Source organism: Streptomyces sp. UW30 (assembly GCF_008042075.1).
Classification (GTDB): domain Bacteria; phylum Actinomycetota; class Actinomycetes; order Streptomycetales; family Streptomycetaceae; genus Streptomyces.
The window spans coordinates 101,640-126,944 of sequence record NZ_RDBN01000020.1 but is presented as its reverse complement, the minus strand read 5'-3'; the positions used below and the strand labels follow the sequence as shown (position 1 = coordinate 126,944).

Annotated in this window: 24 protein-coding genes; 13 read left to right on the top strand and 11 right to left on the bottom strand. The window is 73.1% G+C overall.

Translation table 11 applies throughout. From position 1 onward, the window contains the following. Positions 1-1,221 (bottom strand): MFS transporter (locus tag EAO75_RS10180; protein ID WP_261989229.1); only part of this gene is annotated, 1,221 nt, incomplete at its 3' end. Positions 1,222-1,365: 144 nt separating this feature from the next. Between EAO75_RS10180 and EAO75_RS10175 the strand changes: the two genes are divergently transcribed. Continuing rightward, positions 1,366-2,373: a DUF5937 family protein gene (locus EAO75_RS10175; RefSeq protein WP_147994740.1), complete on the top strand. Its 1,008-nt coding sequence runs from the start codon at positions 1,366-1,368 to the stop codon at positions 2,371-2,373. A gap of 19 nt (positions 2,374-2,392) precedes the next feature. Here the strand turns inward: EAO75_RS10175 and EAO75_RS10170 are convergent, their stop codons facing one another. From EAO75_RS10170 to EAO75_RS10155, 4 genes are all read right to left on the bottom strand, one after another. After that, on the bottom strand, positions 2,393-3,169 hold the full coding sequence (locus EAO75_RS10170) for an NPP1 family protein (protein ID WP_147994739.1): 777 nt from the start codon (positions 3,167-3,169) through the stop codon (positions 2,393-2,395). A gap of 142 nt (positions 3,170-3,311) precedes the next feature. Then, positions 3,312-4,292 carry an ATP-dependent DNA ligase gene (locus tag EAO75_RS10165; RefSeq protein WP_147994738.1) on the bottom strand — a complete coding sequence of 327 codons (981 nt, stop codon included), beginning with the start codon at positions 4,290-4,292 and terminating at the stop codon, positions 3,312-3,314. 74 nt (positions 4,293-4,366) lie between these two features. Further along, a complete protein-coding gene (locus EAO75_RS10160) occupies positions 4,367-5,053 on the bottom strand; it encodes a response regulator transcription factor (RefSeq protein ID WP_147994737.1) in 687 nt (228 codons plus the stop codon). Positions 5,054-5,203: 150 nt separating this feature from the next. After that, positions 5,204-6,358, bottom strand: coding sequence for a sensor histidine kinase (locus EAO75_RS10155; protein ID WP_147994736.1), 1,155 nt, complete (start codon positions 6,356-6,358; stop codon positions 5,204-5,206). A 187-nt stretch (positions 6,359-6,545) separates the two neighbouring features. On the opposite strand from EAO75_RS10155, the gene EAO75_RS10150 reads away from it, so the two are divergent. The 6 genes from EAO75_RS10150 to EAO75_RS10125 all read left to right on the top strand — a co-directional run bounded on the left by EAO75_RS10150 (position 6,546) and on the right by EAO75_RS10125 (position 11,376). Further along, positions 6,546-7,196 carry a TetR/AcrR family transcriptional regulator gene (locus tag EAO75_RS10150; protein ID WP_147994735.1) on the top strand — a complete coding sequence of 217 codons (651 nt, stop codon included), beginning with the start codon at positions 6,546-6,548 and terminating at the stop codon, positions 7,194-7,196. Positions 7,197-7,279: 83 nt separating this feature from the next. Further along, positions 7,280-8,032, top strand: a complete 753-nt coding sequence (locus EAO75_RS10145; RefSeq protein ID WP_261989228.1) for a response regulator transcription factor — start codon at positions 7,280-7,282, stop codon at positions 8,030-8,032. A gap of 117 nt (positions 8,033-8,149) precedes the next feature. Beyond that, positions 8,150-9,382 carry a cytochrome P450 gene (locus EAO75_RS10140; protein ID WP_147994733.1) on the top strand — a complete coding sequence of 411 codons (1,233 nt, stop codon included), beginning with the start codon at positions 8,150-8,152 and terminating at the stop codon, positions 9,380-9,382. A 59-nt stretch (positions 9,383-9,441) separates the two neighbouring features. Further along, a complete protein-coding gene (locus EAO75_RS10135) occupies positions 9,442-9,636 on the top strand; it encodes a ferredoxin (RefSeq protein WP_147994732.1) in 195 nt (64 codons plus the stop codon). Further along, on the top strand, positions 9,633-10,811 hold the full coding sequence (locus EAO75_RS10130; RefSeq protein WP_147994731.1) for an NAD(P)/FAD-dependent oxidoreductase: 1,179 nt from the start codon (positions 9,633-9,635) through the stop codon (positions 10,809-10,811). The genes EAO75_RS10135 and EAO75_RS10130 overlap by 4 nt, the downstream gene beginning before the upstream one ends. Positions 10,812-10,845: 34 nt before the next feature. Continuing rightward, positions 10,846-11,376 (top strand): MarR family winged helix-turn-helix transcriptional regulator, encoded by a 531-nt coding sequence (locus EAO75_RS10125; protein WP_147994730.1) that lies wholly within the window; start codon positions 10,846-10,848, stop codon positions 11,374-11,376. A gap of 8 nt (positions 11,377-11,384) precedes the next feature. On the opposite strand, the gene EAO75_RS10120 is transcribed toward EAO75_RS10125, so the two are convergent. Beyond that, positions 11,385-12,554: an MFS transporter gene (locus EAO75_RS10120; protein WP_187284380.1), complete on the bottom strand. Its 1,170-nt coding sequence runs from the start codon at positions 12,552-12,554 to the stop codon at positions 11,385-11,387. An 87-nt stretch (positions 12,555-12,641) separates the two neighbouring features. Here EAO75_RS10120 and EAO75_RS10115 point away from each other — a divergent pair, with 87 nt between their 5' ends. The 4 genes from EAO75_RS10115 to EAO75_RS10100 all read left to right on the top strand — a co-directional run bounded on the left by EAO75_RS10115 (position 12,642) and on the right by EAO75_RS10100 (position 16,744). Beyond that, the gene (locus EAO75_RS10115) at positions 12,642-13,388 is read left to right on the top strand and encodes an AraC family transcriptional regulator (protein ID WP_147994728.1); all 747 of its coding nucleotides are present in this window, start codon (positions 12,642-12,644) and stop codon (positions 13,386-13,388) included. Between the two features lie 86 nt (positions 13,389-13,474). After that, positions 13,475-13,855 (top strand): MauE/DoxX family redox-associated membrane protein, encoded by a 381-nt coding sequence (locus EAO75_RS10110; protein ID WP_147994727.1) that lies wholly within the window; start codon positions 13,475-13,477, stop codon positions 13,853-13,855. Continuing rightward, on the top strand, positions 13,852-14,310 hold the full coding sequence (locus EAO75_RS10105; protein WP_147994726.1) for a peroxiredoxin: 459 nt from the start codon (positions 13,852-13,854) through the stop codon (positions 14,308-14,310). Before EAO75_RS10110 ends, EAO75_RS10105 begins: the two co-directional genes overlap by 4 nt. Positions 14,311-14,410: 100 nt before the next feature. Continuing rightward, positions 14,411-16,744: a SpoIIE family protein phosphatase gene (locus EAO75_RS10100; RefSeq protein WP_147994725.1), complete on the top strand. Its 2,334-nt coding sequence runs from the start codon at positions 14,411-14,413 to the stop codon at positions 16,742-16,744. Here the strand turns inward: EAO75_RS10100 and EAO75_RS10095 are convergent, their stop codons facing one another. Continuing rightward, positions 16,745-17,179 (bottom strand): cupin domain-containing protein, encoded by a 435-nt coding sequence (locus tag EAO75_RS10095; protein ID WP_147994724.1) that lies wholly within the window; start codon positions 17,177-17,179, stop codon positions 16,745-16,747. A 108-nt stretch (positions 17,180-17,287) separates the two neighbouring features. Then, on the bottom strand, positions 17,288-18,109 hold the full coding sequence (locus EAO75_RS10090; protein ID WP_410092222.1) for an aldo/keto reductase: 822 nt from the start codon (positions 18,107-18,109) through the stop codon (positions 17,288-17,290). Positions 18,110-18,305: 196 nt separating this feature from the next. Here EAO75_RS10090 and EAO75_RS10085 point away from each other — a divergent pair, with 196 nt between their 5' ends. Beyond that, a complete protein-coding gene (locus EAO75_RS10085) occupies positions 18,306-19,280 on the top strand; it encodes a TauD/TfdA dioxygenase family protein (RefSeq protein ID WP_147994722.1) in 975 nt (324 codons plus the stop codon). A gap of 53 nt (positions 19,281-19,333) precedes the next feature. Here EAO75_RS10085 and EAO75_RS10080 read toward each other — a convergent pair whose 3' ends face one another. Beyond that, on the bottom strand, positions 19,334-20,212 hold the full coding sequence (locus tag EAO75_RS10080) for an alpha/beta fold hydrolase (protein WP_187284376.1): 879 nt from the start codon (positions 20,210-20,212) through the stop codon (positions 19,334-19,336). 112 nt (positions 20,213-20,324) lie between these two features. Next, positions 20,325-20,633, bottom strand: a complete 309-nt coding sequence (locus tag EAO75_RS10075; protein ID WP_147994720.1) for a hypothetical protein — start codon at positions 20,631-20,633, stop codon at positions 20,325-20,327. Positions 20,634-20,826: 193 nt separating this feature from the next. Here EAO75_RS10075 and EAO75_RS10070 point away from each other — a divergent pair, with 193 nt between their 5' ends. Further along, entirely contained in the window at positions 20,827-22,827 is a 2,001-nt protein-coding gene (locus EAO75_RS10070) for a BTAD domain-containing putative transcriptional regulator (protein WP_147994719.1), read from the top strand. Here EAO75_RS10070 and EAO75_RS10065 read toward each other — a convergent pair. Further along, positions 22,824-25,094 carry a polyprenyl synthetase family protein gene (locus EAO75_RS10065; RefSeq protein ID WP_261989227.1) on the bottom strand — a complete coding sequence of 757 codons (2,271 nt, stop codon included), beginning with the start codon at positions 25,092-25,094 and terminating at the stop codon, positions 22,824-22,826. The two genes, EAO75_RS10070 and EAO75_RS10065, sit on opposite strands and share 4 nt — an antisense overlap. Between the last annotated feature and the right edge of the window lie 211 nt (positions 25,095-25,305).

Sequence of the window (25,305 nt, the reverse complement as noted above, 5' to 3'; positions counted from 1 at the left end):
GTCCCTGAACTGATCCGCATCGTCTCCCGCGACTCGCCGATGGCGCTCGCCCAAGTGGAGCGCGTCCGCGCCGAGTTGGCGGCCCTGCACCACCAGCGCGGCCACCGTGAACAGCCCGCCGGCCAGGAACGTGCCCCGTACCCCCACCACGGGCAGCAGCGCGCCCCCGAGCAGCGCGCCGGCGGCGATGCCCACGTTGTAGGCGGCCGAGTTGGCCGCGAGGGCGGTCTCGGTGCGGCCCGGCGCCACCCGCAGCACCCGGCTCTGCGTCGCCATGAAGACGGTCGCGACCGAGGCGCCCAGCACCATGATCAGGGCCACGCTCGCCGCCGGGACATGGCCCGTCGCCCACAGGCCGAGCAGCGCCACCGCCTGGGCCGCCACCGGCACGGTCAGCGTGGCACGCGGGAAGCGGTCGAGGAGCGGCCCGGTCACGGCGACGCCCGCCAGCGCCGCCCCGCCGAACGCGAGCAGCACCGCACTCACCGCGCCCTCGCCGAACCCGCTCACCTCGTCGAGGAACGCGACGACATAGGTGAACCCGGCGAAGGCACCGGTCACCGACAGGGCCGTCACCGCCAGCACGGTGCGGAACCCGCGCCGTTCGGGGGCGGCGCCGTACGCGGCATGACCGTCCTGCGGTCGGGACGTCGGCAACAGCGCGGCGATCGTCACCAGCGAGACGAGCGCGAGCACCCCGAGCAGTACGAAGGGCGTGCGCCAGCCGGTGTGCCCGCCCAGCCAGGTCCCGGCCGGAACGCCGGCCACCGTGGCCAGGGAACCGCCCACGGACAGCACCCCGATGACCCGCCCCCGGCGCTCGGGCGCGAACAAGCCGACCGCGACCGGCCCCATCACCGACCAGAACACCGCCTGCGCCAGCGCCGTCGCCACCCGCGCCGCCAACAGGACCCCGTACGACACGCCGCCCAGCGCCGACACCCAGCTCGCCACGGCGAGCAGCCCCAGGATCCCCGTGAGCAGATACCGGCGCGGCACCGACCGGGTGACCTGGACGAGCGGGAGCGAGGCGACCGCCACCGTCAGGCCGTATCCGGTCACCAGGGCGCCCACGGCGGTGAGCGTCACCCGCAGATCGTCCGCCATGAGCGCGAGCAGCCCGACCGGCAGGTTCTCCGTGGTGTTGAAGGTGAACGCCGCCAGCATCAGCGCCGCGACAACGGCGCCGCGCCGCCACGCATTTGGACCTGTGCCGCCCATCCGACCGTCCTTTTCCGACAGGGGTGTTGGGGGGCAAGCGTGCGGGGGCGCGGTCGGTGCGCTCTACTCTTTCGGTCCGGGACGAATCACTCGGTCCGACGGATCTCTCGGCCCGATGCTTCGCCGCTCACGACGGGGGTCGCCATGCCGCTCGCACTGCGCCTCGGCAGTGACGATCTGACGCGCTGCCGGTTCGCCATCTCGCCGCTGTGCCAGACCCACGAGGCCCTGCGGATGCTCCGCCGGCCCGCCCGGCACGGCTATCACCGCGGCTGGCTGCGCCGCATGGGCCGTACGCTCGCCGGGCTCGACCTGACGCCGCTGTGGCTGTTCGTCCCGCCCGCCGGCGGCTACACCCCGGACTTCCTGGGCGCGCCCCCTGGGGAGCCGTATCCGTCGTTCGACGACGAGCTGGCCCGTATGCGCGCCACCGACCCGGCCCTGGCGCACACGGAGATGACGCGCTCGCTGGCCTGCACCCCGGGACTTGCCCAATCGCGGCGGGGGCGTGCCGCGATCGACGACCCCGCTGCCACCGTCCAGCGGCTGGCCGATCTCACCGAACGGGCCTGGCACGCGCTGCTCGCCCCGGATTGGCCGCGCCACCGTGCCGTACTGGAGGCGGACATCGCGCACCGCTCGCGCCGGGCGGCCGACGGCGGCCTCGACGCGCTGCTGACCGGCCTGCACCCGTCCGTCGACTGGGCCGACCACACCCTCACCCTGCGCCGCTACGCCGAGGTGGCGGACGCCCAACGTCCGGACGGCAGGGGCGTGCTGCTCATGCCGAGCGTCTTCGTGTGGCCGGACGTGGTGAGCGGCTTCGCCCAGCCCTGGCAGCCGACCCTCATCTATCCCGCCCGCGGCATGGGCGGTCTGCACGCCGACCCGCCGCCGCGTCCACCGCGGGCGCTCGCCCGGCTGCTCGGCCACCGGCGCGCGGCCGTCCTCGCGGGGCTCACCGCGCCCTCTTCGACCACGGATCTGGCTCGCCGTCACGGTCTGGCCCCGTCGACCGTGTCGGCCCACCTGTCGACCCTGCGGGAGGCCGGGCTGCTGGAGTCCCGGCGCCGGAGCCACCATGTCCTGTACGCACGAACGCCCCTGGGCGACGCCCTCGTGGAAGGGGACGTCGGCCCAGGGGCCGGTTGACCGTGGACCGCCCGATGGATCAGGCGTTGGGGTCGAACGAGATGCCGGACGGCTTCGCCGAGGCCAGGTGGGACGCGAAGTTGCCGTCCTTCAGGCCGAAGTTGGCGCTGCCCCAGTTGGCCGCGACCAGCTTGTCGCGGACGCCCGCGGGGTAGCCGTTCCAGCCGACCAGCGGCGGGTACTGCCAGGTGCCCTCGTGGTTCTCCGGCGGCTCGTCGTTCGAGTTGGCCAGCCGGAAGCAGTGCGTGCTGATGCCGTCCTTGTGGTACACGATCTTGGCGTGCGTACCGTCGAAGCGCACCGAGGACGCGGCGTGGACCGTGAACGAACCGTGGTTGGACGTCGACACGTACTGCACCGCGTTGTTCTGCACCCACACCACGACGTGCTCCCAGTCGTGCCGGTGCCCGCCGATGCTGCTGCCCGCGACGGCCTGGTCCTTCTCGAAGTACAGGCCGTACAGGTAGGCGCACCAGCCGTTGTTGCACTTGTAGCGCGAGTACCCGTTGGTGTTGTTCAGGTCCGAGGCGTCACGGCAGTTGCCGTTGAGCGCGCCGGTCGGGTTGAGGCCGCCGTTGAGGGTGCCGTCCGGGCCGATGGCGGGCGTGGAGTAGCAGCCGTCCGTGTCGTAGTCGAAGGCGGGCTGGTACGTCTGCTCGGCCGCCTCGGCGTTGGCGGGCAGGGCCCCGGGCGGGGCGGCGAAGGCGATGCTGGGAAAGGCGATGACGAGCGCGGCGGCACCGGCCAGACCGGTGAGCCATCTGTTGCGGTGCGTGCGGAACGTCTGTGACGACACAGCGTCTCCTCGGGGTCCGGTCGCAGCCCAACGGCTGTGGGGGGAGGGGCAGTTCAGGATCCCGGTATTCCACTTACACGCCAAGAGTCACGGGCGTACCAATGGTGAAGGACAGCGCAACAATTGCCGCCGAACCTGTGAGTCAGACGTCGTCGCGAAGGTGGGCCGCCGAGTCCTGCGGCGCCAGGTCCGGCCTGAGCCGCAGCCACGAGGGCTGGCGCAGCAACCCCGACCGGGTTCGCACGCTGTAGCGCACCTCGCCCACCAGCCGGGGCACCACCCAGCGCGCGCTCGCTACGTGCGGCACGGGATCGAAGGGGCACACGTCCGTCGCGCCGGCCCGCAGCAGTTCGGCGAGCTCGGTCCGCTCCGCCTCGCTCCAGCCGGTGCCCACGCCGCCCACGTAGCGCAGCCGCCCGTCGGCCGCGAACTGTCCGACGAGGAGCGAGCCCGGCAGGCCCGCGATGCGTCCCTTGCCGGGCAGCCAGCCGCCGACGATCACGTCCTCGCTGTGCATGTTGCGGATCTTGATCCAGGCGCGGGAGCGCACCCCGGGCTCGTACAGGGAGTCCAGCCGCTTGCACACCAGCCCCTCAAGACCGTGCTCGCGGGTGGCTTCCAGCGCCTCGGTGCCGTGCCCCACGACAGCGCCCGGCGTCGACCAGTACGGCCCCTCCAGGCTCAGCTCCTCCAGCCGCCCACGTCGCCGGGAGTAAGGGACCTTGACCAGTGAGCGGCCTGCCAGGTGCATCACGTCGAACAGCACCAGATGGACGGGAGTCCGCGCGGCCATCCGGGCGGCCCGCGCGGGGGCGTGCGCCAGGCCCATGCGGGATTGCAGCAACTGGAAGTTCGCACGCCCTTGTTCGTCCAGCGCCAGGATCTCCCCGTCCAGTACGGCGGACGTGGTGCGGAGCGCCTCACCGAGCGGCCGCAGTTCGGGGTAGGCAGCGGTGATGTCGTCCCCGGAACGGGAACGCAGCAGCAGTGTGCCGTCCCCTTGCAGATAGACCACCGCGCGCTGGCCGTCCTGCTTGGTCTCGTACGCCCAGCGCGCGTCCTGCGCGGTGGGCGGGAGGGTGCCGGGCGTGGCGAGCATGGGCGGGATCAGCGGCAGGGTCACGGGTCAGTTCTCGACGGCCTTGCCCTCCGTCACGCACCCGGGACGTCGATTTCCCCTGATCGGCGGCCCGGACGTCACCGGTCTCCGTTCGGCGGCACGGCTCGCACCAGACCCGACTGATAGGCCATCACGACGAGTTGGGCACGGTCGCGGGCGCCCAGCTTCGTCATGGCACGGTGCACATGGGTGCGCACGGTCAGCGGGCTGACGTACAGCTTCTCGGCGATCTCCTCGTTGGAGTGGCCCTCGGCCACCCAGGCCATGACCTCCCGCTCCCGGGCGGTGAGCGCGGTCAGGTGCCCGGGGGCGGCCGACTGGGCGCTCTCGGCGGGGGAGGCCAGGAACCGGGTGATCAGGGTGCGGGTCGCGGTGGCGGAGAGCAGGGACTCACCGGCGGCCACCGTGCGGATGCCGTCGAGCAGCACGTCCGCGGTGACGTCCTTGCCGAGGAAGCCGCTCGCCCCGGCCCGCAGTGCCTGCGCCACGTACTCGTCGATCTCGAACGTGGTCAGGATCAGCACCCGCACCGCCGTGAGGTCCGGGTCGGCGCAGATCGCGGACGTCGCGGCCAGCCCGTCGGTGCCGGGCATGCGGATGTCCATCAGCACCACGTCGGGGCGGTGTGTCCGGGCGAGGCCGACGGCCTCGGCGCCGTCGGTGGCCTCGGCGACCACCTCCATGTCCGCGCAGGAGTCGATCAGGATCCGGAAGGTGGCCCGCAGCAGGGCCTGGTCGTCGGCGAGCAGTACGCGGATCGTCATAAGAGGGGGATCTTCCGGTTCCGGGGCGGTCGGGAACAGTTTCCAGGGAACATCCCGGCATGTCGTCGTGCCGCTGCCGACAAGCCGGTACTCGGAACGCAGTACGCCGCCGTCCGGGGGCTCATCCCCGAGGGGGAGCAGAGGCGGCGCTCACCACACGCACGGCAGCTCCACCTCGATCACGGTGGGCCCCCCGACCGGACTCGACACCCGGACGGTCCCGTCGAGCGCCGCGACCCGCCGCCGCACACCGAGCAGCCCCGACCCGCCCGACTCGTCCACCCCGCCGCGGCCCTCGTCGGCCACCGCGACCCGCAGTCCGCGCCTGGTCCGGACGAGGCGGACCGCGGCGGTGGGCGAGCCGCTGTGCTTGGCCGCGTTGGTGAGGGCCTCCGCCACCACGAAGTAGCCGGCCGCCTCCACCGCCGCGGGCGCCCTGGGGCCGTCGTCCTCCAGCCCGTCCACGTCCACGCTGACCAGCAGCCCGGACCCGGCGGCCAGCGCCCGCACGGCACCGGTCAGCCCCCGGTCGGTCAGGATCGGCGGATGGATGCCGCGCACCACGTCGCGCAGCTCGGCCAGGGCCTCCTCGGCCTGCTCCTGGGCGTCGTCCAGCAGTTTGCGCGCGGCGTCCGGATCACGGTCGTAGGCCCGCTTGGCCAGGCCGATCCGCAGGGACAGGGACACCAGCCGCGCCTGCGCCCCGTCGTGCAGGTCCCGCTCGATCCGGCGCAGCTCGGCGCCGTGCGCGGCGATCGCGTCGGCCCGGGTCGCGGTCAGCCGCTCGACCCGTGCGGCCAGCAGCGCCTGTGGCGACGGCCTCAGCAGCGCGGTCGACCAGCGGGCCTCCAGATCCGCCAGGCGCACGATCCAGGGCAGCACGACGGCCCGCCGGCGCAGCAGCCCGCACCCCACGCCGTCCACGACCAGGCCGACCGGCCACAGCGGAAGGGCGAGCAGGACCAGCGCGCCGTAGACGTAGTAGGCGAGCATCCAGCGCAGATCGGTGAGCGTGCCGGGATCGCGCACGGCGGTGCGCAGCCGTTCGGTCAGCGGTCCGTCGATGGTCCGGTACGCCTCAGGGATCTCCCGCCCCGTCCAGGCGGCGGTCAGGCGCCGCTTGGCCCCGGCGATGCGGCGCAGGAGGATCACGGTCTCCGGCAGCAACCAGCAGCCGACCACCGCGAGGGTGCCGACGGCGGTGATCAGCAGCACCGTGATGAAGAGGTACATCCCGAAGACCATCGCGGCGGCGACCAGGAGATGGACCGTCGCGCGCCCGGCCTTGCGCATCGTCGCCCGCATGCCCCTCACGCTAGGCGGCCCGAGCCCCGCGCGCGGGGGTGCATGCACCCGGGGTGCAGGTGTAGCCCGCTCCACCATGCTCACATCCCGTTCAATCAATTGACTTAGATTGTAGGGAGGTGAAACCGCGGCGGCTCGAGGGACTGGCCGCCGACGGGTGAGGCGATGTCCCGGTGCGGTGGTGATCATGGCAGGCAGGACCCTGCGCGAGGAGCAGGCAGGCGCGACCCGGGAGCTGCTCCTGACCGCGGCCGAGCGGCTCTTCGCCGAACACGGCGTGTACGCGGTGTCCAACCGCCAGGTCAGCGAGGCCGCCGGACAGGGCAACAACACCGCGGTCGGCTACCACTTCGGCACCAAGACCGACCTCGTCCGCGCCATCGTCCGCAGACACTCCACGCGCATCGAGGAGATCCGTGCCCGCCTGGTCGCCGACCTGACGGACCCGGAGGAGGTGCGCGGCTGGGTGGACTGCCTGGTCCGCCCCTCCCTCGAACACCTCGCCGCGCTCGGCAGCCCCACCTGGTACGCGCGGTTCTGCGCCCAGGTCGTCGCCGACCCTGCACTGCACCGGATCATGGTCGAGGAGGCCCTCACCTCCCCGTCCCTCCAGACGATCATCGACGGCCTGAACCGATGCCTGCCCGACCTCCCGGCCGAGGTCCGGGCCGAACGCGGCGAGATGGTCCGCCATCTGATCGTCCACGTGGCCGCCGAGCGCGAACGCGCCCTCGCCGAGCACACCCCCACCCCCCGGTCCACCTGGGACGACGCCGCCACGGGCGTCACCGACGCCGTCGTCGGCATGTGGCTGGCACCCGTCACCCCCGGCCGCTGACGCACCGCACGAAGGAGGACGACCGTGACAGCGACCCTCGGTGGACGGGGCCGGTTATGACGCCCCGGCGGACGGCGCCACCGGTGGACGACCCCACCCACGACAGACCCGCCCTCGCACGCGGTGCCGGCCAGCACGTCCTGGTCGTCGCGGGTGAACCCGACCTCGCGGAACTCCTCACGACCACACTGGAGTTGGCCGGGTACCGGATCAGCCTCAGTGGCACCGGCGCGGAGGCCGTGGCGCGTGTCGCAGGGCGCCGCTTCGACCTGGTCGTCTTCGACACCGATGTACCGGACCAGGCGGACTTCGACCGGGAGCGCCGGCCCGAACTGCCGTACCGCCCGCCCGTCCTGCTGCTCACCGAGTGCGACTCCCTGGAGCGGCTCGTGCCCGAACTCGGCCCGGGGAGGCGGGACTACGTCACCAAGCCCTTCCGGGTGGCCGAGGTCCTCGCCAGGATCCAGGTCCTGCTGCGCGACGCCCGCCCCGGCCGGCCCCGCGGCAATCCACTGCGCTACGGCGATCTCGTCCTGGACGACACCGTGTGCCGGGCGCGACGAGGGGCGCGGGCCCTCGAACTCACGCCCGCGGAATACCGGTTGCTGCGCCAGCTCCTGGTCAACGCGCACCGGGTGCTGTCCAAGGAGCAGATCGGCCGCTACGTGTGGGGCGATCATCGCGGCGACAACGCGATCGAGCAGCTCGTCTCCCGGCTGCGCCGCAAGGTGGACCGGGACGCCCCGGCGCTGATCCACACGCGCCGGGGCTTCGGCTACTGGCTGGGCGGGGCCCGCGAGGACATCCCCGATTCACCTGCGACAAGCGCCGGTTAAGAGCGCCAGTGTGATCTGGGCCACGTCAGTGTCCTGTCAGGAAACTGACCGGAAGGCGTCAGACCCCTCTGTTTGCATGTGCTCATCGATGCCGACCCCCCACATCCGAGGTGAACCATGGCCGACACCCTCACCGGTCGCACGCCCGAGGCGGCGGACGCCGTTCCCGACTTCCCGATGCCCAGGGAGTCCCGCTGCCCCTTCGACCCGCCGCCCGCGCTGAAGGACCTTCAGGAGGAGGGGCCGCTCACCAAGGTGCGGCTGTGGGACGGCAGCGAGTCGTGGCTCGTGACCCGGTACGCCGAGCAGCGCGCCCTGCTGGGCGACCCGCGCGTCAGCGCCGACACCGACCAGCCGGGCTATCCCACCAAGGCCAGCCCCGAGGCCGGCGAGGGCAAGCTCAGCTTCATCATGATGGACGACCCCGAGCACGCCCGGCTGCGCCGGATGGTCACGGCGCCGTTCGCCGTCAAGAAGGTCGAGGCGCTGCGGCCCGCCGTGCAGCGCATCGTGGACGACCTGATCGACGACATGCTGGCCGGCCCCGCCCCGGTCGATCTGGTGGACGTGTTCGCCCTGCCGATCCCGTCGCTGGTCATCTGCGAGCTGCTGGGTGTGCCGTACGAGGAGCACGACTTCTTCCAGGAGCACACCAAGACCATGGTCCGCACGACGGCCACGCCCGAGGAGCGGGGCGCGGCGAGCCGTGAGGTCGCCGGCTACCTCGCCGGTGTCCTGGGCAAGCGGATCGCCGAGCCGCAGGACGATCTGCTCTCCGGCATCGCCGCGCGCATCACCGCCGGCGAACTCACCCACCAGCAGGCGACCGAGATGGCCCTGCTCCTGCTGATCGCCGGCCACGAGACCACCGCGAACATGATCGCGCTCGGCACCCTGGCCCTGCTCCAGCACCCCGACCAGCTCGCCCTGCTGCGCGAGAGCGACGACCCGAAGTTCGTCGCCGGGGCCGTCGAGGAACTCCTGCGCTACCTGCACATCACCCACCTCGGCCGGCGCCGGGCGGTCACCGAGGACATCGAGATCGCGGGCCGGGTGATCAAGGCCGGCGAGGGCGTCATCATGGTCAACGAGATCGGCAACCGCGACCCCGAGGTCTTCGCCGACCCCGACCGCCTGGACATCACCCGCGACGCCCGCCGCCACGTCGCCTTCGGCTTCGGAGTCCACCAGTGCCTGGGCCAGCCCCTGGCCCGCATGGAACTCCAGGTCGTCTACGGCACCCTCTACAAGCGCATCCCTACGCTGAAACTCGCCTGCGCACTGGAGGACGTCCGCTTCAAGACCGACGCGTTCATCTACGGCGTCCACGCACTTCCCGTGTCCTGGTGACAGCTCCTCACCACCCGCAAGAACGAACCACCCCCACACCCGAGGAAGGGAACCCGATCATGAAGGTGGAGCTGGAAGCCGACAAGTGCGTCGCGTCCGGACAGTGCGTGCTCGCCGCGATGGACGTCTTCGACCAGGACGACGACGGCATCGCGGTCCTGCTCGACGAGCAGCCCGCAGCCGAACACCTCGACGGCGTCCGGGAAGCCGTGGCGATCTGCCCGGCCGCCGCGATCCGGCTGGTGGACCAGTGAGGCGCATCGTCGTCGTGGGTGCCTCGGCCGCCGGACTCGCGGCGGCCGAGACACTCCGCCGCGAGGGCTACGACGGCACCCTCACCCTCGTCGGCGACGAACCGCGGGCCCCGTACGACCGCCCGCCCCTGTCCAAGCAGGTGCTGTCCGGCGAGTGGGAACCCGAGCGGCTGGACCTGCGCACCCCCGACGACCTGGCCGGACTCGACCTCGACCTGCGCCTCGGCATACCCGCCACGGGCCTGCGACTCGCCGACGCCGAGGTGGAGTTGGCGGACGGCTCGACCGCGGCGTACGACGGCCTGATCGTCGCCACCGGGGTGCGCCCGCGCCGGCTGCCCGGGGAGGGCGGGCACGTCCTGCGCACCCTGGACGACGCGGTGCGGCTGCGGGACCGGCTGGCGCCGGGCAAGCGGCTCGTCGTGGTCGGCGCGGGGTTCCTCGGGGCCGAGGCCGCCGCCGTCGCCCGGCGGCTGGGCTGCGAGGTGACGCTGCTGGAACCCGCCCCGGTCCCGCTGGCCCACGCCGTCGGCACCGTGGTCGGCGAAGTGCTCACGAGCGCCCACCTGGAACGGGGGATCGGCCTGCGCTGCGGGGTCACCGTGACCGAGGTGACCGGGCACGGGGTGCGGCTGGCCGGCGGTGAACTGGTCGAGGCCGACGAGGTGTTGGTCGCCGTCGGCTCGCTGCCCAACACCGACTGGCTCGACGGCAGTGGGCTCACCGTCGGCGACGGCGTCGTCTGCGACGCGTACTGCGAGGCCGCGCGGGGTGTGTACGCCGCCGGGGACGTCGCCCGCTGGTACAACCCCTTGTTCGGGACGTCGATGCGGATCGAGCACCGCACCAACGCGGCCGAGCAGGGCATGGCGGCCGCCCGCAACCTGCTCCGCCCCGAGGCCCGCAAGCCCTTCGCGCCGGTGCCGTACTTCTGGTCCGACCAGTACGACATGAAGATCCAGGCTTACGGATACCTGCGCGGACACGACGAGGTGGCCGTGGTGGAGGGCGACCTGGCCGAGCGCCGATTCGTCGCCGCGTACCGCACCGGGGAACGGATCACCGGCGCGCTCGCGGTGGGTATGCCGCCGAGGGTGATCCGGCAGTGGCGGCAGGCCATCGCCACCGGTGCGAGCTGGCGCGAGGTGGTGAAGATCGACGCCATCGCAAATTAATTGAGTTACGCAATGAGATGGTAAAGTGGCCGACATGACCACACCACCGCTTCCCGAACTCCCTGACACGCCCGCGTCCCCGGAAGTGGTCGAGATCGAGCGCGCGCTCACCCGGATCACCTACCTGAGCACGCGGGCCCGGCAGCACGACCGGCTGATGGCCCTCGCCGGGGTGCCGCTGGACCGGGCCGCCGTGGCGCTGCTGCGTCAGGTCGCCGACTCGGAGCCGCTGCGGCCCGGGGAGCTGGCCGCCCGGCTGGGTGTGGAGGCCTCGCACGTCACGCGCACGGTGCAGCAGTTGCAGAAGTCCGGTTACGTCACCCGCGTCCCGGACCCGCAGGACCGCCGCGCCCAGCGCATCGAGCTCACTGAGGCCGGCCGGCAGGCCATCGCCCGGGTCCGCGACGCCGGAGCCCGGGGCATGCAGCTCGCCCTGGCCGACTGGACGCCCGAGGAGCTGCGGCAGCTGTCCTCGCTCTTCCACCGCATGGTCGACGACTTCCTCGCCCACGCCATCGACGAGGACGGCGAACACCAGCCGGTGGCACCGGCCGCGACCGCCTGACCGGACGCTCACGCCGAGGCCGCGCGAGGACGCTCACCCGACGGGTCGGGAGACGCAGCGGCCCGTCCGAGCGAGACCGGTTCCCGCAGCCCGCGCAGCAGCAGCCGGCCCAGCGCGGGCAGGGCGACGAGCGGGACCAGCGCCGTCCGCAGCGAGGTCGCGTCGGCCAGCGCGCCGATCGCCGGAGCGGCGAGGCCGCCCACGCTGACGGCCAGCCCCAGCGTCACCCCGCTCGCGGTGCCCACCCGCCGGGGCAGATAGTCCTGGCCCAGCGTGACGTGCAGGGAGAAGGGGACGTACAGGCCCGCCGACGTCAGCGCGACGAACAGGTACACCGCCGGCCCGGGAACGAGGACCAGCCCGGCCACCGCGAGCACGGACAGCACGTACGCCCGGCGTACGACCGTGAGACGCCCGTACCGCTCGGCGAGCCGGCCCCCGGCCACGGTCCCCACCGCCCCGCCCACGTAGAGCACGCACAGCGCGGCCGTGCCGGCCACCTCCCCGCCGCCGGTCTGCTGACGGACGTACAGCGAGACGAACGCGCTCAGGCCGACGAACACGATCGACCGGCACATGATGGCGCCGGACAGCCGCAGGAACGACGCCCAGTCGTCGGAGCCGACACCTCCTCCCTCGGCTGCGGCCCCGCCGTGGCCCGCGGCCGACCGCACCGCCGCCGCGCACAGGGCCGCCCCCACCACGGCCGGTACCAGGAGAAAGGGGGAAGCGCCCAGCCCGCCGGTGGCGATCACCGCCGCCACCAGCAGCGGTGCCAGCGCGAAGCCGACATTGCCGCCGAGGGAGAACCAGCCCATCGCCGTATGGCTGCCCCGCGACGCGGCGCGCGCCGCGCGGGCCGCCCCCGGGTGGTACGCCGCGACCCCGATCCCGGACACGGCCACCACCGCCAGCGTGAGCGCGTAGGAATCCGTGACACCGCTCAACGCGACCCCCGCGCCACCCGTCAGCGCGCTCAGCGGCAGCAGCCACGGCATCGCCCAGCGATCGGTGAGCGCCCCGAACAGCGGCTGCACCACCGACGACAACAGGGACGCGGCGAGCACGACGCCCGAAGCGGCGGCGTAGCTGTAGGCGCGCTCGGCGACGAAGAAGGGGACGAGGGCGGCGACGGCGCCCTGGTACACGTCCACGCAAGCGTGGCCCCCCAGGGACATCAGCGTGATGGCGCGATTGCGTTTCTCGGACACCCTGCGATCGTCGCCGCGCCCACGCGTGGCCCGCTTCCGATAATCTGCCCAAGTGTGTCGAACATCCGCCACACACCGACCGCGCCGACCCGGGCCAAGGTCCTGGCCGCCGGGGAACGCATCGACGCGCATCGGCACGACGACCACCAGATCGTCTACGCGGGCTCCGGCGTCCTCGCCGTCACCACCGACGCCGGCACCTGGTTCGCGCCCGGCAACCGCGCCATCTGGGTGCCCGCCGGCACCGCACACGCCCATCGCGCCCACGGCCACCTCGACCTGTACCTGGTCGGGCTCCCCGCCGACGACAACCCGCTCGGCCTGGACGCCCCCACCGTCCTCGCCGTCGGCCCGCTCCTGCGCGAGCTGATCCTCGCCTACACCCGCGACCCCGGCGACGACAGCCCCGAGCGCAGCCGTCTGCTCGCGGTTCTGCGCGACCAGCTGCGCGCCTCTCCCCAGCAGCCCCTGCGGCTGCCCACCCCGACGGATCCACGCCTGGCCGCGGTGTGCGCCCTCGTCCACGCCGACCCGGCCGACACGCGCACCCTCGCCGCGCTCGGCGCCGCGACCGGCGTCGGCGAACGCACCCTCAGCCGGCTCTTCCGCCGCGAGTTCGGCATGACCTTCCCGCAGTGGCGCACCCAGTCACGCCTCTACCACGCGCTGCGTCTGCTCGCCGAGGACACCCCCGTCACGACCGTCGCCCACCGCTGCGGCTGGTCCTCCGCGAGCGCCTTCATCGACGTCTTCCGCCGCTCCTTCGGATACACCCCCGGAGCCCACAACCGGCGCCCGTAGCAGGGCCGATGGACCGACAGGGGCGGGTGGCAACCCGCGATCTACCCTCCGGTAGCATCCGGCGGCAGGCCATCCAAGGAGGATCCGTGCCCCGGTCCGAACGCTCGCCCCTGCTGCTCGCCGGCCTGCTGGCCGCCGCGGGGGTCGCCCACCTCGCCGTCCCCCGCCAGTTCGACGCCGTCGTGCCACGCACCCTGCCGGGCAAGCCCCGGACCTGGACGTACGCCAGTGGCGCGGCCGAGCTCGCGCTCGCGGCCGGAGTGGCACTGCCGCGCACCCGCAAGCCCGCCGCACTGGCGGCGGCGGCCTTCTTCGTCGGCGTGTTCCCCGCGAACGTGAAGATGGCCGTCGACTGGCGCAACCGCCCCGCCCCGCAGAAGGCCCTCGCCTTCGGCCGGCTGCCGCTCCAGATCCCCCTCGTGCTGTGGGCCCGAGGCATCGCGAAGAACACGGAGGGCCGGGCATGAGCGCACAGCTGAAGGTCGGCGACAAGGTCGAGGACTTCGCGCTGCCGGACGAGACCGGCACCGTCCGCAGCCTCACCGACCTGCTCGCCGAGGGGCCGGTCGTCCTCTTCTTCTACCCCGCCGCCCTCAGCCCCGGCTGCACCGCGGAGGCCTGTCACTTCCGTGATCTCGCCGCCGAGTTCGCCGCGGTCGGCGCCCGGCCGGTGGGCATCAGCGGCGACGCCGTCGAACGTCAGCAGCAGTTCGCCGACCGGCACACGCTCGGCATGCCGCTGCTGTCCGACGCGGACGGGACGGTCCGGGAGCGGTTCGGGGTGACGCGCGGCTTCTCGCTGGCCCCCACCAAGCGGGCCACCTTCGTCATCGGTCAGGACCGTGTGCTCCTGGAGGTCGTGCGCAGCGAACTGCGGATGAACACCCACGCCGACCGGGCACTCGCCGCGCTGCGCAAGTGAGCGGACGCTCACGCGGGGTGGCGGCGGCCGCGAGCGCCGTGGGGTAACCGCCCGGGCGTCGCGGTTGATGCGGTGCGGCGTAGGACTCATGCTGGAGGTCATGGAGCGCGTCTCCGCTGTGGCGATCCTCGATGCCCAGGGTGTGGTGAAGGGGTGGAGTGAGGGTGCCCGGCGGCTGACCGGCCGCACCGCCGAGGAGGTCGTGGGCCGGCCCGCGCGGGACCTCCTCGCCGAGGAACCGCCGCCCGAGGCCCTGGCCGCGCTGACCGGCACCGCCGTCCTGTGTCACCGCGACGGCTCCCCGGTACCCCTCACCCTGCGAGCGCATGCCGTGCTCGGCGAGGACGGCGCCGCCGGCGACTTCATGGTCACCGGCGAACCCCCGGGCCCCGCGGAGCCGACGCTGGGCGGTCAGGCCTTCCAACAGGCGTCGATGTCGATGTCGGTCTTCGACACCGAGCAGCGCTATCTGCGGCTCAATGACGTCGCCTGCCAGGTGATGGGCGTCCCCGAGGACGTTCTCATCGGCCGGCACTTCCCCGAGACCGTGGAGGAGGCCCGGCACAGCCGCGGCTTCCACTGGCATCTGCGCCAGGTCGCCGAGACCGGCCGACCGATCCGCTACGAGAGCTTCACCGGCGCCCCGGCCCTGAACCGCGAGCACGCCTGGAGCATCGAGATGTGGCCGGTGCGGGACGCCTCCGGCGACGTCGTGGGCACCGCGCTCGCCGCGTTCGACAGCTCCGACCAGTACTGGGCCCGCGAGCGGCTGGCCCTGCTGAACCAGGCGGCCGCCGCCATCGGCACGACCCTGGACGTGGTGCGTACCGCCGAGGAACTGATCGGGATCGTCGTGCCCAGGTTCGCCGACTTCGCCAGCGTGGACCTGTTCGACTGGGTCCTGGACGCGGAGGAACCCCCGGCACTCACCGGCACCGACATCGCCCTGCGCCGGGTCGCCCACGGCTCCGGCACCGAGGGCACCCCGGAGGCGGCCGTCCACCTGGGCGAGGTGGACCTCTACCCGCCCTTCTCACCGCCGGCCCGCGCGATCCTGGAGGGCCGGGTGATCCAGAGCCAGGCGGGCGAGCCCGCGTTCATGCGGTGGATCGCGGAACGCAACGCCCGGGGCCCGGCCGGCCGGCGCCACCGCGTGGGCGCGCACTCGATGATGGCGGTGCCGCTGCGGGCCCGCGGCACCACGCTCGGCGTCGCGGTGGCCGTGCGCATCAGACAGTCGGACGACTACGGCCCCGACGACGTCGTCTTCGCCGAGGAACTCGCCAGCCGGGCCGCCGTCTGCATCGACAACGCCCGCCGCTTCGCCCGGGAACGCACCACCGCGCTCGCCCTCCAGCACAACCTGCTGCCCCGGGGACTGTCCGGGCAGGCGGCCGTCGAGGTGGCCCACCGCTACCGGCCTTCCGGATCGCAGGCCGGCATCGGCGGCGACTGGTTCGACGTGATCCCGCTGTCCGGCAGCCGGGTCGCCCTCGTCGTCGGCGACGTCGTCGGACACGGCATCCCGTCGTCGGCCACCATGGGCCGCCTGTGCACGGCCGTACGCACCCTCGCCGACGTGGACCTGCCGCCCGACGAACTCCTCACCCACCTCGACGACCTCGTCACCCACCTCGCCGGTGACGACACCGAGGTCGCCGAACTGGGCGCCACCTGCCTGTACTCGGTCTACGACCCCGTCACCCGCCGCCTCAGCCTGGCCGCCGCCGGTCATCCGCCGCCCGCCGTCGTCCTGCCCGACGGCACCGCGCAGGTCGTCGGGATGAACGCCGGGCCGCCCCTCGGCGTCGGGGGGCTGCCCTTCGAGGCCATGGAGGTGGAGCTTCCCGAGGGCGCCCTGGTCGCCCTGTACACGGACGGTCTCATCGAGGACCGCGACCGCGACATCGACCACGCCACCGCCGAACTGTGCCGCGCGCTGACCGCGCCCGCCGAGAGCCTCGACGCGCTGTGCGACGGAGTGCTGAAGGCCGTCCTGCCGGAGGACCCCAGCGACGACGTGGCCCTCCTGCTCGCCCGCACCCGGGCCCTGGGCGCCGACCGCATCGCTACCTGGGACGTGGCCCCGGACCCCGAGCACGTGGCGACCACCCGGCAGGCGGCCACGGAACAGCTGACCGCATGGGGCCTGGACGAGGCGGCCTTCGTCACCGAACTCGTCGTCAGCGAGCTCGTCACCAACGCCATCCGGTACGGCGCACCGCCCATCCAGCTCCGTCTGATCCGTGACCGCACCCTCATCTGCGAGGTCTCCGACGGCAGTTCGACCTCGCCGCATCTGCGCCGGGCCCACGCCTACGACGAGGGCGGACGCGGGCTGCTGCTCGTCGCCCAGCTCACCCGGCGCTGGGGCAGCCGGCAGACCGACAGCGGCAAGACGATCTGGGCGGAACAGCCGCTGCCGCCGGTGTGATCACTCGAACGAGCAGCCCGGGTTCGGCGCGTCCCGGGAGAACGGCGCGCCGTGCGGCAGCACGTACAGCACATCGAGGATGACCGGCGTGTCGCCCTCGTTGCGGCCTATGTGCACATTGCCGGACCCGGCCGGCTCCTTGATGAAACTGCCCTTCGGATAGACGCCGTCCGAGGCGCAGGTGGAGTTGTAGTGGCTGAGGGTGCCCTGCTGGGCGAAGGCGTACAGCGGCCCGTCGTGGTAGTGCCAGCCGGTGGCCTGACCCGGCGGAATCGTGACCTCCCTGACGATGTAGTCGGTGTCGCCGACGGTCTTCTGACTGATGATCCGGCCGGTGACGCCGGGCCCGGGCGGAGTCGCCCGGGCGGGCCCGGCGACGAGGACGGTGGCGGCGACCACGGCGCCGACTACGGTGGTGCGGAGCACGGGGCGCATATCAGGTGCCTCCTCAGGCGAGAGTGGCAATCGCCGTGAACATAGAGGCAGGCAGCGGTAGTTGAGGCCGGAACCACAACATCCGCTGATTTCACCGGACCTCGCCGCTCAGAACTCCTCGTGCACCTCGGGGTCCCCGCCGAGCCGGCGATGCGCCCGGTCGGCGACGGCGGCCATCTGCGTGGCGTCCAGGGTGAAGCCGAAGATGTCGAGGTTCTCGCGCTGACGCTCCCGGTCCGCCGACTTCGGGATGGGCAGGGCGCCCAGCTGGGTGTGCCAGCGCAGGACGACCTGGCCGGGCGTCACCTTCAGGGCCTCGGCGATGCCCTGGACGGCGGGGTCGTCCAGGAGGTCGGTGCCGCGCCCCAGCGGGCTCCAGCTCTCGGTCACGATGCCCTTGCCTGCGTGAAAGGCGCGCAGCTCGTCCTGCGGGAACAGCGGGTGCAGCTCGATCTGGTTGACGGACGGCAGGACGCCCGTCTCCCGCTCCAGCCGCTCGATGTGCCCGGGCGTGAAGTTGGAGACGCCGATCGACCGGACGAGACCGTCCTCGCGGAGCTTGATCATGGCCCGCCAGGAGTCGACGTACTTGTCGACCCCGGGGAGCGGCCAGTGGATCAGATACAGGTCGACGTAGTCGAGGTCCAGGCGGCGCCGTGACTCCTCGAAGGAGGCGAGGGTCTCCTCGTAGCCGTGGTGCCGGCCCGGGAGCTTCGTCGTCACCACCACCTCCTCGCGCGGGGCGACGCCGCGGGCGACGCCCCGGCCGACCCCTGTCTCGTTGCGGTAGTTCGTCGCGGTGTCGACGAGGCGGTAGCCCAGCTCCAGGGCGTCCACCACCGCCCGTTCCGCCTGGTCGTCGTCCATCGGCCACGTACCCAGACCGATGCCGGGGATCGTCGTACCGTCGTTGAGCGTGTGCAGCGCCATGCTGGTCACTGTGGGACCTTCCCTCGACTGTGCCGTACACCCAGCGTCACGGATGGGGTGAGGATCGATCAACCGGACGGCACGGGCGGCGGCGTATCCGACCGCCAGGCCCTGTCGCCATGGCCGGCGCACGCTGCCACGATCTTCCAGGGACCGGCTCGGACCGAAGCCGGTGTGGACGACCTTCGGAGCGCGTATGACGACGGACAGGGCCACTGCGGGCGGGACGGAGCGGGTCGCGGGGATCGACGTGAAACCCGTCGCCGGGCACATCGGGGCGGAGATCACAGGCGTCGACCTGGCCGGGGGACTGGACGACGCGGTGGTCGCCGCGATCCGGGCGGCGGTGCTGCGCTGGAAGGTCGTGTTCTTCCGGGGACAGCGGCTGGACCACGCCGGGCATGTGGCGTTCGCACGGCGGTTCGGGGAACCGGTCGTCCTGCGCAAGCGGGGGAGCGCCTCGCCGGCGGACTTCCCCGAGATCGAGACGACCGCCGACCGGCTGGAGCTGGGCGGCAGGTTCGGCATGGAGCACGACGAGTGGCTGCGCCGCCGCCGGCACACCCTGCTGCGCGGCTGGCACTGCGACCACGGCGCTCGGATCGACCCTCCCGCCGCGACGATCCTGCGCGCCGAGACCGTACCCCCGTACGGCGGCGACACGACCTGGTCCAACCTGGCGGCCGCGTACGCCGGACTCTCCGGCCCGGTGCGGGAGTTCGTGGCAGGGCTGCGGGCCGAGCACCGGCTCGGCGTCGGCTATCAGCCCCGGCCCGGCGGCGACGCGTACGTCCGTCATCTGCTGGACCATCAGGTCGCCTCGCTGCATCCGCTGGTGCGCGTGCATCCGGAGACGGGGGAGCGGGTGCTCTACGTCAACGGCTACTACGTCGAGCAGATCGCCGACCTGTCGCGGGCCGAGAGCCGGGCCGTCCTCGACATGCTGCTGGAGCAGGCGGTGCGCCCCGAGTACACGGTCCGCTTCCGCTGGGAGCCCGGCAGCGTGGCCTTCTGGGACAACCGGGCCACCATCCACCTCGCCCCCGGCGACAACGCCCACCTCGACTTCCCCCGGACCATGCACCGCGTCATGCTCACCGGTGACGTACCGGTGGGAGTGGACGGGAGATCCTCGGAGCCGGTCGTCGGGACCGAGGTGGGGCGCTGGTAGCCGAGCCGTCGGGTCGGACCGGCGGCGCCGGTGCCCGCCGCGCCCGCGTCGGTTCAGCGGGCGAGCAGGTCCCGCAGCGCCTTCGCGATGTCGTCCGGTGCCTCCTCGGCCATGAAGTGGCCGCAGGTGACCATGGCGTGCAGCAGATCGGGCGCCCACGCCCGCCACAGCGAGGCCGCGTCGAAGCCGAGAGCGGCGCCCCAGTCCTGCTGGAGCACACTGACCGGCATTCGCAGCGTGCTCCCCGCGTCCCGGTCGGCCCGGTCGTGCTCGATGTCGACGCCGGCGGAGGCCCGGTAGTCCGCGACGATCGAGGGCACCGCCTCGCGGCAGGCCGTCAGATAGGCGGCGCGCACGTCGTCCGGGACGGCTCGCCGGTCGGCCGTCCAGATGTCGAGGAAGTGGCCGAAGAAATCGTCCGGGGCGGCGCCGATCATGCGCTCGGGCAGGCCGGGCGGCTGGGCCATCAGGTACAGGTGGAAGCCCACGGCGGCCGTGACGCCCTGCATCACGTCCCACATGTCCAGGGTCGGCAGGACGTCGAGACACGCCAGACGGGTCACCGAGTCGGGATGGTCGAGCGCGGCCCGGAAGGCCACCAGAGCGCCACGGTCGTGCCCGGCCAGGGCGAAGCGCTCGTGCCCGAGTTCGCGGGCCAGGGCCACGATGTCCGCGGCCATGGTCCGCTTGGCGTAGACGGTGCCGTCGGTCTCCGCCGGCTTGTCGCTGGCGCCGTAACCGCGCAGGTCCGGGCAGATGACCGTGTGGTCGGCGGCGAGATCGACGGCCACATGGCGCCACATCAGGTGGGTCTGCGGGAAGCCGTGCAGCAGCACGACGGGCGTGCCCGTGCCGCCCACGGCCGTGTGCAGGGACACTCCGTCGGCGACCGGGACGCGATGATGTTCGAAGCCGGGGATCACAGGGGACACGGTGGCTCCGCTCCTTTCCGGTTCCTGCTGGGGGATCTTGTTCCTCGATCCTCCCCGGCGCCGATGAGCAACGAATGAGCAGCCGCGCGCCGTGCGTGCACGCCCGCTGCCGTCAGTCCCGTTCCGGCCCGGCCGCCGCCTCGGTGGCCGTGGCCCGGTTGCTTCGGCGGGTCAGCACGGTGCCCACCAGGATCACCACTCCGATGGCGACGATCTTGCCGGCCTGGTAGAAGCCGGTCGTCAGGTTCTCCGGAGTCAGGGGCAGCCACCCGAGCCCCAGGGCCGGAGCGAGAACGGCCCACGCCGCCGCCGCGACGCCGAGGACGACCAACGTCAGGGCCCCTCGGGTACCCAGGCCGGCCCACCAGGGCTCCGGGCCGTCGTGCCGCTCGTCGTTGCGCTCAACGTCCTTGTCGCTCATGGTCCCTACTTCTGTGCGTGTCGTGACTTCTGTGAGTGCCGTGGTCACCTGGGGGGACGCGGGCCGAGGTGCAGGGGGTTCACCGCACGGCCGACGTCGTCGCCGAAACCCGCGGCGATTTATCGTGGAACCACCGCGGATCACCCGTTCCGTCGGTGATCGACGAGCGCGTGGGAGGAGGGCGGTGGCGGACGTGAGTCCTGGCCTCGGTGTGCTCGGGCCGGTGACCGCCTGGGACCCGGACGGGCACACGATCGCGCTGAAGGGTCCGCGGCACCGCTCGGTCCTGGCCCGGCTGATCGTCGCCCGGGGCCGTGTCGTACCCGTCTCCCGCCTCGTCGACGACCTCTGGACCGCCCCGCCCGCCGACCCCGTCGGCGCCCTGCGTACCTTCGTCGCCGCCCTGCGCCGCGCCCTCGAACCCGACCGCCCGCCCCGGACCCCGGCCCGGCTGCTGGTCACCGAAGGCCCGGGCTACGCCCTGCGCGCCCCGGCGGACGCGGTCGACGCCTGGCGGTTCGAGGGGGCGGTCGCCGGCGCCGCGGCGCTGTCGCCCAAGGAGACGACCGTACGGCTCGACGAGGCGCTCGGCTGGTGGCGCGGCCCCGCCTACGCGGAGTTCGCGGACCAGGGGTGGGCCCGCGCCGACAGCCGCCGCCTGGCCGAACTGCGGCTGCACGCCGTGGAACTGCGTGCCGAGGCGCTGATGTCCCTCGGCGATGCCGACCGGGCCGCCGCGGACCTTCGGGCGCACGCGGCCGAGCACCCCTGGCGTGAGAACGCCTGGCGCCTTCTCGCCCTCGCCCTGTACCGCACGGGCCGCCAGGCCGACGCGCTGGAGGTGCTGCGCGCGGCCCGGGCGCTGCTCGCCGACCAGCTCGGCATCGACCCCGGCCCCGGCCTGCGCTCCCTGGAGGAGGACATCCTCCGGCAGGCCGGCCACCTCGCCCCGGCGTCGGCCAACCCGGCCGGCCGGGTCTGGGAGCAGGTCGCCGCCGCCTACGACCGCGCCGTCGCCCCCGACGCCCGCGCCCGCCTGGAGTCCACGACCGGCCTGCTGCGCAACCTCGCCCTGACCGGCGGCAGCGGACTGCCGGCCGCCCGCGAGCACCGGGTCGCCGCCGTCGCCGCCGCGGAGGAACTCGGCGACCCCGAACTGACCGCCCGGGTCATCGGCGCCTACGACGTGCCGGCGATCTGGACCCGCCTCGACGACCCGCAACAGGCGGCACGCGTGGTGGCCGCCGCCGAGCGCACCCTCACCGCCCTTGCCTGTGCCGGGTCCGCGCCCTCGCCCGGCGCCACCCCCGTGGCCCACGAGGCGGACACGGCCCGGCTGCTCGCCACGATCGCCATGGAATCACGCGGCACCCGGCTCGCCCGTGGCCCGCAGGCAGCACGCCAGGCCGAGGACATCGCCCGCCGCCTGGACGACCCGGCCCTGCTGGCGTTCGCCCTCAACGCGGCCTTCATGCAGTGCTTCGAGCGCACCGGCCTGGCGCCCCGCCGTGACGAGATCGGCGCCGAACTGGTCGCGCTCAGCGCCCGGCACGGCCTGTCCACGTTCGAGATCCTCGGCCACCTGGTCCGCCTCCAGGCCCGCAGCGCCCTCGGGGACTTCACCACGGCCGACCACCATGCGGCCGCCGCCGACGCCCTGGCCGCCCGTCACGAACGGCCCCTCGTGGGCGTGTTCACCGGCTGGTACGCCGCACTGCGACGGGATGCCACCGGCCGGGCACCGGTGGCCGAGGTGGAGGCGGCCTACCGGGGCGCGGCCGCCCTGCTGAACGGCGCGGGAATGCCGGGCCTGGCCCACGGCCTGCTCCCGCTCGCGCTGCTGTGCCTGCGCGTACGGCACGACCTGCCGCTCGACTTCGACGACGACACGGACTGGGGCCCCTACGCCCCCTGGGCGCACCCCCTGCTCCTTCTCGGCCAGGGCCGCCGCGCCGAGGCCGCCGACGCCCTGCACGCGACGCCCGAGCCACCCCGAGACCTCCTCCAGGAGGCCCTGTGGTGTCTCACCGCCCGGGCGGCCGTGGCCCTCGGTGACCGGCGGATCATGGCCCGCTCCCATGCCGCCCTCGTCCCGGCGGCGCACGAACTGGCGGGCGCGGGCAGCGGGCTGCTCACCCTGGGGCCGGTGGCGGGGTATCTGGAGCGGTGCTCCGGCCAGCGGTGCTCCGGCTAGGCCGGGACGTGGTCGTTCTCGGGACCCCGCTGGGCCGCGTACCAGCCGAGGGCGCGTGCCATCGCCTTGTGGGGTGTGTGGGGAAGCAGCGGATCGAGGGTCTCCCAGGTCCGGTCGACCAGGTCCCGGGCCTCCGCCAGGCACGCCGTGAGAGCCCCGCAGGACATCAACAGCTCGGCGGCGTCCGCGACATCGGCCTCGGAGCGGACGTGCACGGCCCTGTGCAGTCGGCGGCGGTCGTGCGCGTCGAGGAGTCCGATGGCCTGGGCCACCGGATAGGTGACGGTTCCGTTGATCAGGTCCAGGGCGGGCGTACGGACGACGACGCCCTGCCGGTACGCGGCGGGCGTGGCCATGCCGTACAGGTCGGCGGCGTCGTCGCTGATCTGGTAGGCGAGGCCGACGTTCTCGAAGTAGTCGCAGATCGCGGCGAGTTGGGCCTCGTCCGCGCCGCCGAGGATGGCGGCGACCTCGGCGGTGCTGCGCACGAGCATGCCGGTCTTGAGGCGGTGGGTGGTGCGGATCTGCTCCAGCAGGGCCGTGGGGTCGCCGGTCTCGACGGCCTCGTCGAAGGTGGAGTGGTGGCCGGCGAGGTCGAGGGCCTGCCCGGCGTGCGCGGCCCGCATCGCCCGCAGATACAGCTGGTAGACGCGCAGCATGGTGGACGCGTCGGCCTGGGGAACGCGCTGGAGGAGGGGGTCGAAGGTGTAGTAGCCGAGCGTCCCGGCGGTGATCGCGGCCGCCGTGCCGAAGACTTCGTGGACGCTCGGCAGCCCGCGCCGGGTGGTCGAGCCGTCCTGGATGTCGTCGATGACCAGGGCCGAGGTGTGGAGGATCTCGGTGGCCGCGGTCAGCGGGCGGTAGGGCTCGGGGTCGGTGTCCAGCAGGCACAGGACACTTCCCGCGACGTACGCGCGCCAGGAGCGTCCGGGCTTGTTCAGCAGGTGCAGGACCGGCGCGGCGAGGGCCTGGTGGAGCCGGGTGTGGGCGGTGGCGTCGAGCCGTGTTCCGGCGTGCGTGCCCGCGAGGCGGTCGACGCCGGCGATGTCCGCCGCGGTGTCCGGATAGACGGCGGCGGCTTCGTCGCGGGCGATGCCGTGCCCCCGGCGCATGTAGCCCTCGATGTCGTCGATGGTGTTGTTCGGGAGGGTGCGCAGTACGGCCGTCGCCGTGGTGGGCAGTCCGTTCATGGTGCCGCGCGCGGTGGCCGGGCTCTCCCAGAAGGCCCGTCCCACGATGAACGTGCGGACCTCGTGCGGGGAGTGCGCAGCGGTGACGTCCAGATGCAGGTCGAGGGCCGGGACACTCAGCCGCAGCGCGGTCGGGTAGGTGTTGAGCGTGGCCAGCGAGGTCCAGTGCCGCAGGGGCTCCCAGGACATGTCGTGATGACTGACGACGCCGTCCGGGTCGACCGCGGTCGCGCGGGCGAGCACCGCCGAGGTGGTGTCCGCGGGTTCGGGGGCGTGCGCGGTGGCGCTGATCTCCCAGCCGTTGTCGAGATGCAGGCCCGTCCACGTCCAGGTGTGCCCCGCCGGGCCCGTCGCCTGTGGGTCCGGGCCGTGCCCCGCCTGCCGACCGTGCTGGAACCAGGCCTGGCCCGTCACCCCCTTCGACGCTCCCTCGCCGATGCGCAAGGTGCCCCGCACGTCCAGCCGAGGCAGGAACAGCGACGCGAACCCGGCCGTGTCACCGGCGCCGTCGCCCTCGGATTCGGCCTCCGCGGCGGCCGGTTTGACCGGGGTCAGAAGCAGCTCGAAGTGTGCCGCCTGACGAAAGACCAGGCGGAACCGCCCGTCGTCCTCGCGACGCAGACTCGCGACATCGCCCACGCGGAGGTCCAGTCCGTCGGCCGACTCGGTCACCGGCTCCCGCAACAGCCGGTCGGGAAGCAGCGGGCCCTGCGCCAGGGCCTCGGCCAGCGCCCTGCGGACCCGCGGATCCAGCCCCTCGTCGGAGCTGATCGTGTCGTGCAACGCCCGTAGCGCTGTGGGGGTGATCCAGGTGCCGTAGGACATGCCTCCCGGACCACGGTGCAGGACGTACAGGCGGTAGCCGGGCTCGGAGGCCGGATCCTGCGGGTCCCGTTGGCGCAGCAGGCCGACCGCCCAGGTGTGGGCGCCGCCGTCCTCGTCGCGCAGGTGTCCGGTCAGATACCAGCTCTCGGCACCGGCCGACGGGTGCGCATCGCCGAAGTGCCGCGTGCCAGGAAGTGACTGCGGTGTCGGGGCAGAGGGCTGCTTCGGGGCGGAAGACGCGGGGGTGATCACCCCCGCACCCTAGAAGGCGGCCGCCCGCCGACCGGTGACCCTTTCGCAGGTTCTCGCCTCATCGGATGAACCACGACACCGATCAGGAGCAATGCCGTGCCTTCGGATCGGCGCGACAGATGCTGAACCCGACGCCGACTGACCCCGCCAGGGCGTGAGGCGGGCGCTCGGCGGAGGTGGCGGACGACCTCTCACGTGGGCGGTCGATCGC

Bases quoted from the DNA above. Each gene is read 5' to 3' on its own strand.
- EAO75_RS10175 (WP_147994740.1), top strand. From the start codon at position 1,366: ATGCCGCTCGCACTGCGCCTCGGCAGTGACGATCTGACGCGCTGCCGG.
- EAO75_RS10160 (WP_147994737.1), bottom strand. From the start codon at position 5,053: ATGACGATCCGCGTACTGCTCGCCGACGACCAGGCCCTGCTGCGGGCC.
- EAO75_RS10155 (WP_147994736.1), bottom strand. From the start codon at position 6,358: ATGCGGGCGACGATGCGCAAGGCCGGGCGCGCGACGGTCCATCTCCTG.
- EAO75_RS10150 (WP_147994735.1), top strand. From the start codon at position 6,546: ATGGCAGGCAGGACCCTGCGCGAGGAGCAGGCAGGCGCGACCCGGGAG.
- EAO75_RS10140 (WP_147994733.1), top strand. From the start codon at position 8,150: ATGGCCGACACCCTCACCGGTCGCACGCCCGAGGCGGCGGACGCCGTT.
- EAO75_RS10135 (WP_147994732.1), top strand. From the start codon at position 9,442: ATGAAGGTGGAGCTGGAAGCCGACAAGTGCGTCGCGTCCGGACAGTGC.
- EAO75_RS10125 (WP_147994730.1), top strand. From the start codon at position 10,846: ATGACCACACCACCGCTTCCCGAACTCCCTGACACGCCCGCGTCCCCG.
- EAO75_RS10120 (WP_187284380.1), bottom strand. From the start codon at position 12,554: ATGTCCCTGGGGGGCCACGCTTGCGTGGACGTGTACCAGGGCGCCGTC.
- EAO75_RS10105 (WP_147994726.1), top strand. From the start codon at position 13,852: ATGAGCGCACAGCTGAAGGTCGGCGACAAGGTCGAGGACTTCGCGCTG.
- EAO75_RS10100 (WP_147994725.1), top strand. From the start codon at position 14,411: ATGGAGCGCGTCTCCGCTGTGGCGATCCTCGATGCCCAGGGTGTGGTG.
- EAO75_RS10095 (WP_147994724.1), bottom strand. From the start codon at position 17,179: ATGCGCCCCGTGCTCCGCACCACCGTAGTCGGCGCCGTGGTCGCCGCC.
- EAO75_RS10090 (WP_410092222.1), bottom strand. From the start codon at position 18,109: ATGGCGCTGCACACGCTCAACGACGGTACGACGATCCCCGGCATCGGT.
- EAO75_RS10085 (WP_147994722.1), top strand. From the start codon at position 18,306: ATGACGACGGACAGGGCCACTGCGGGCGGGACGGAGCGGGTCGCGGGG.
- EAO75_RS10075 (WP_147994720.1), bottom strand. From the start codon at position 20,633: ATGAGCGACAAGGACGTTGAGCGCAACGACGAGCGGCACGACGGCCCG.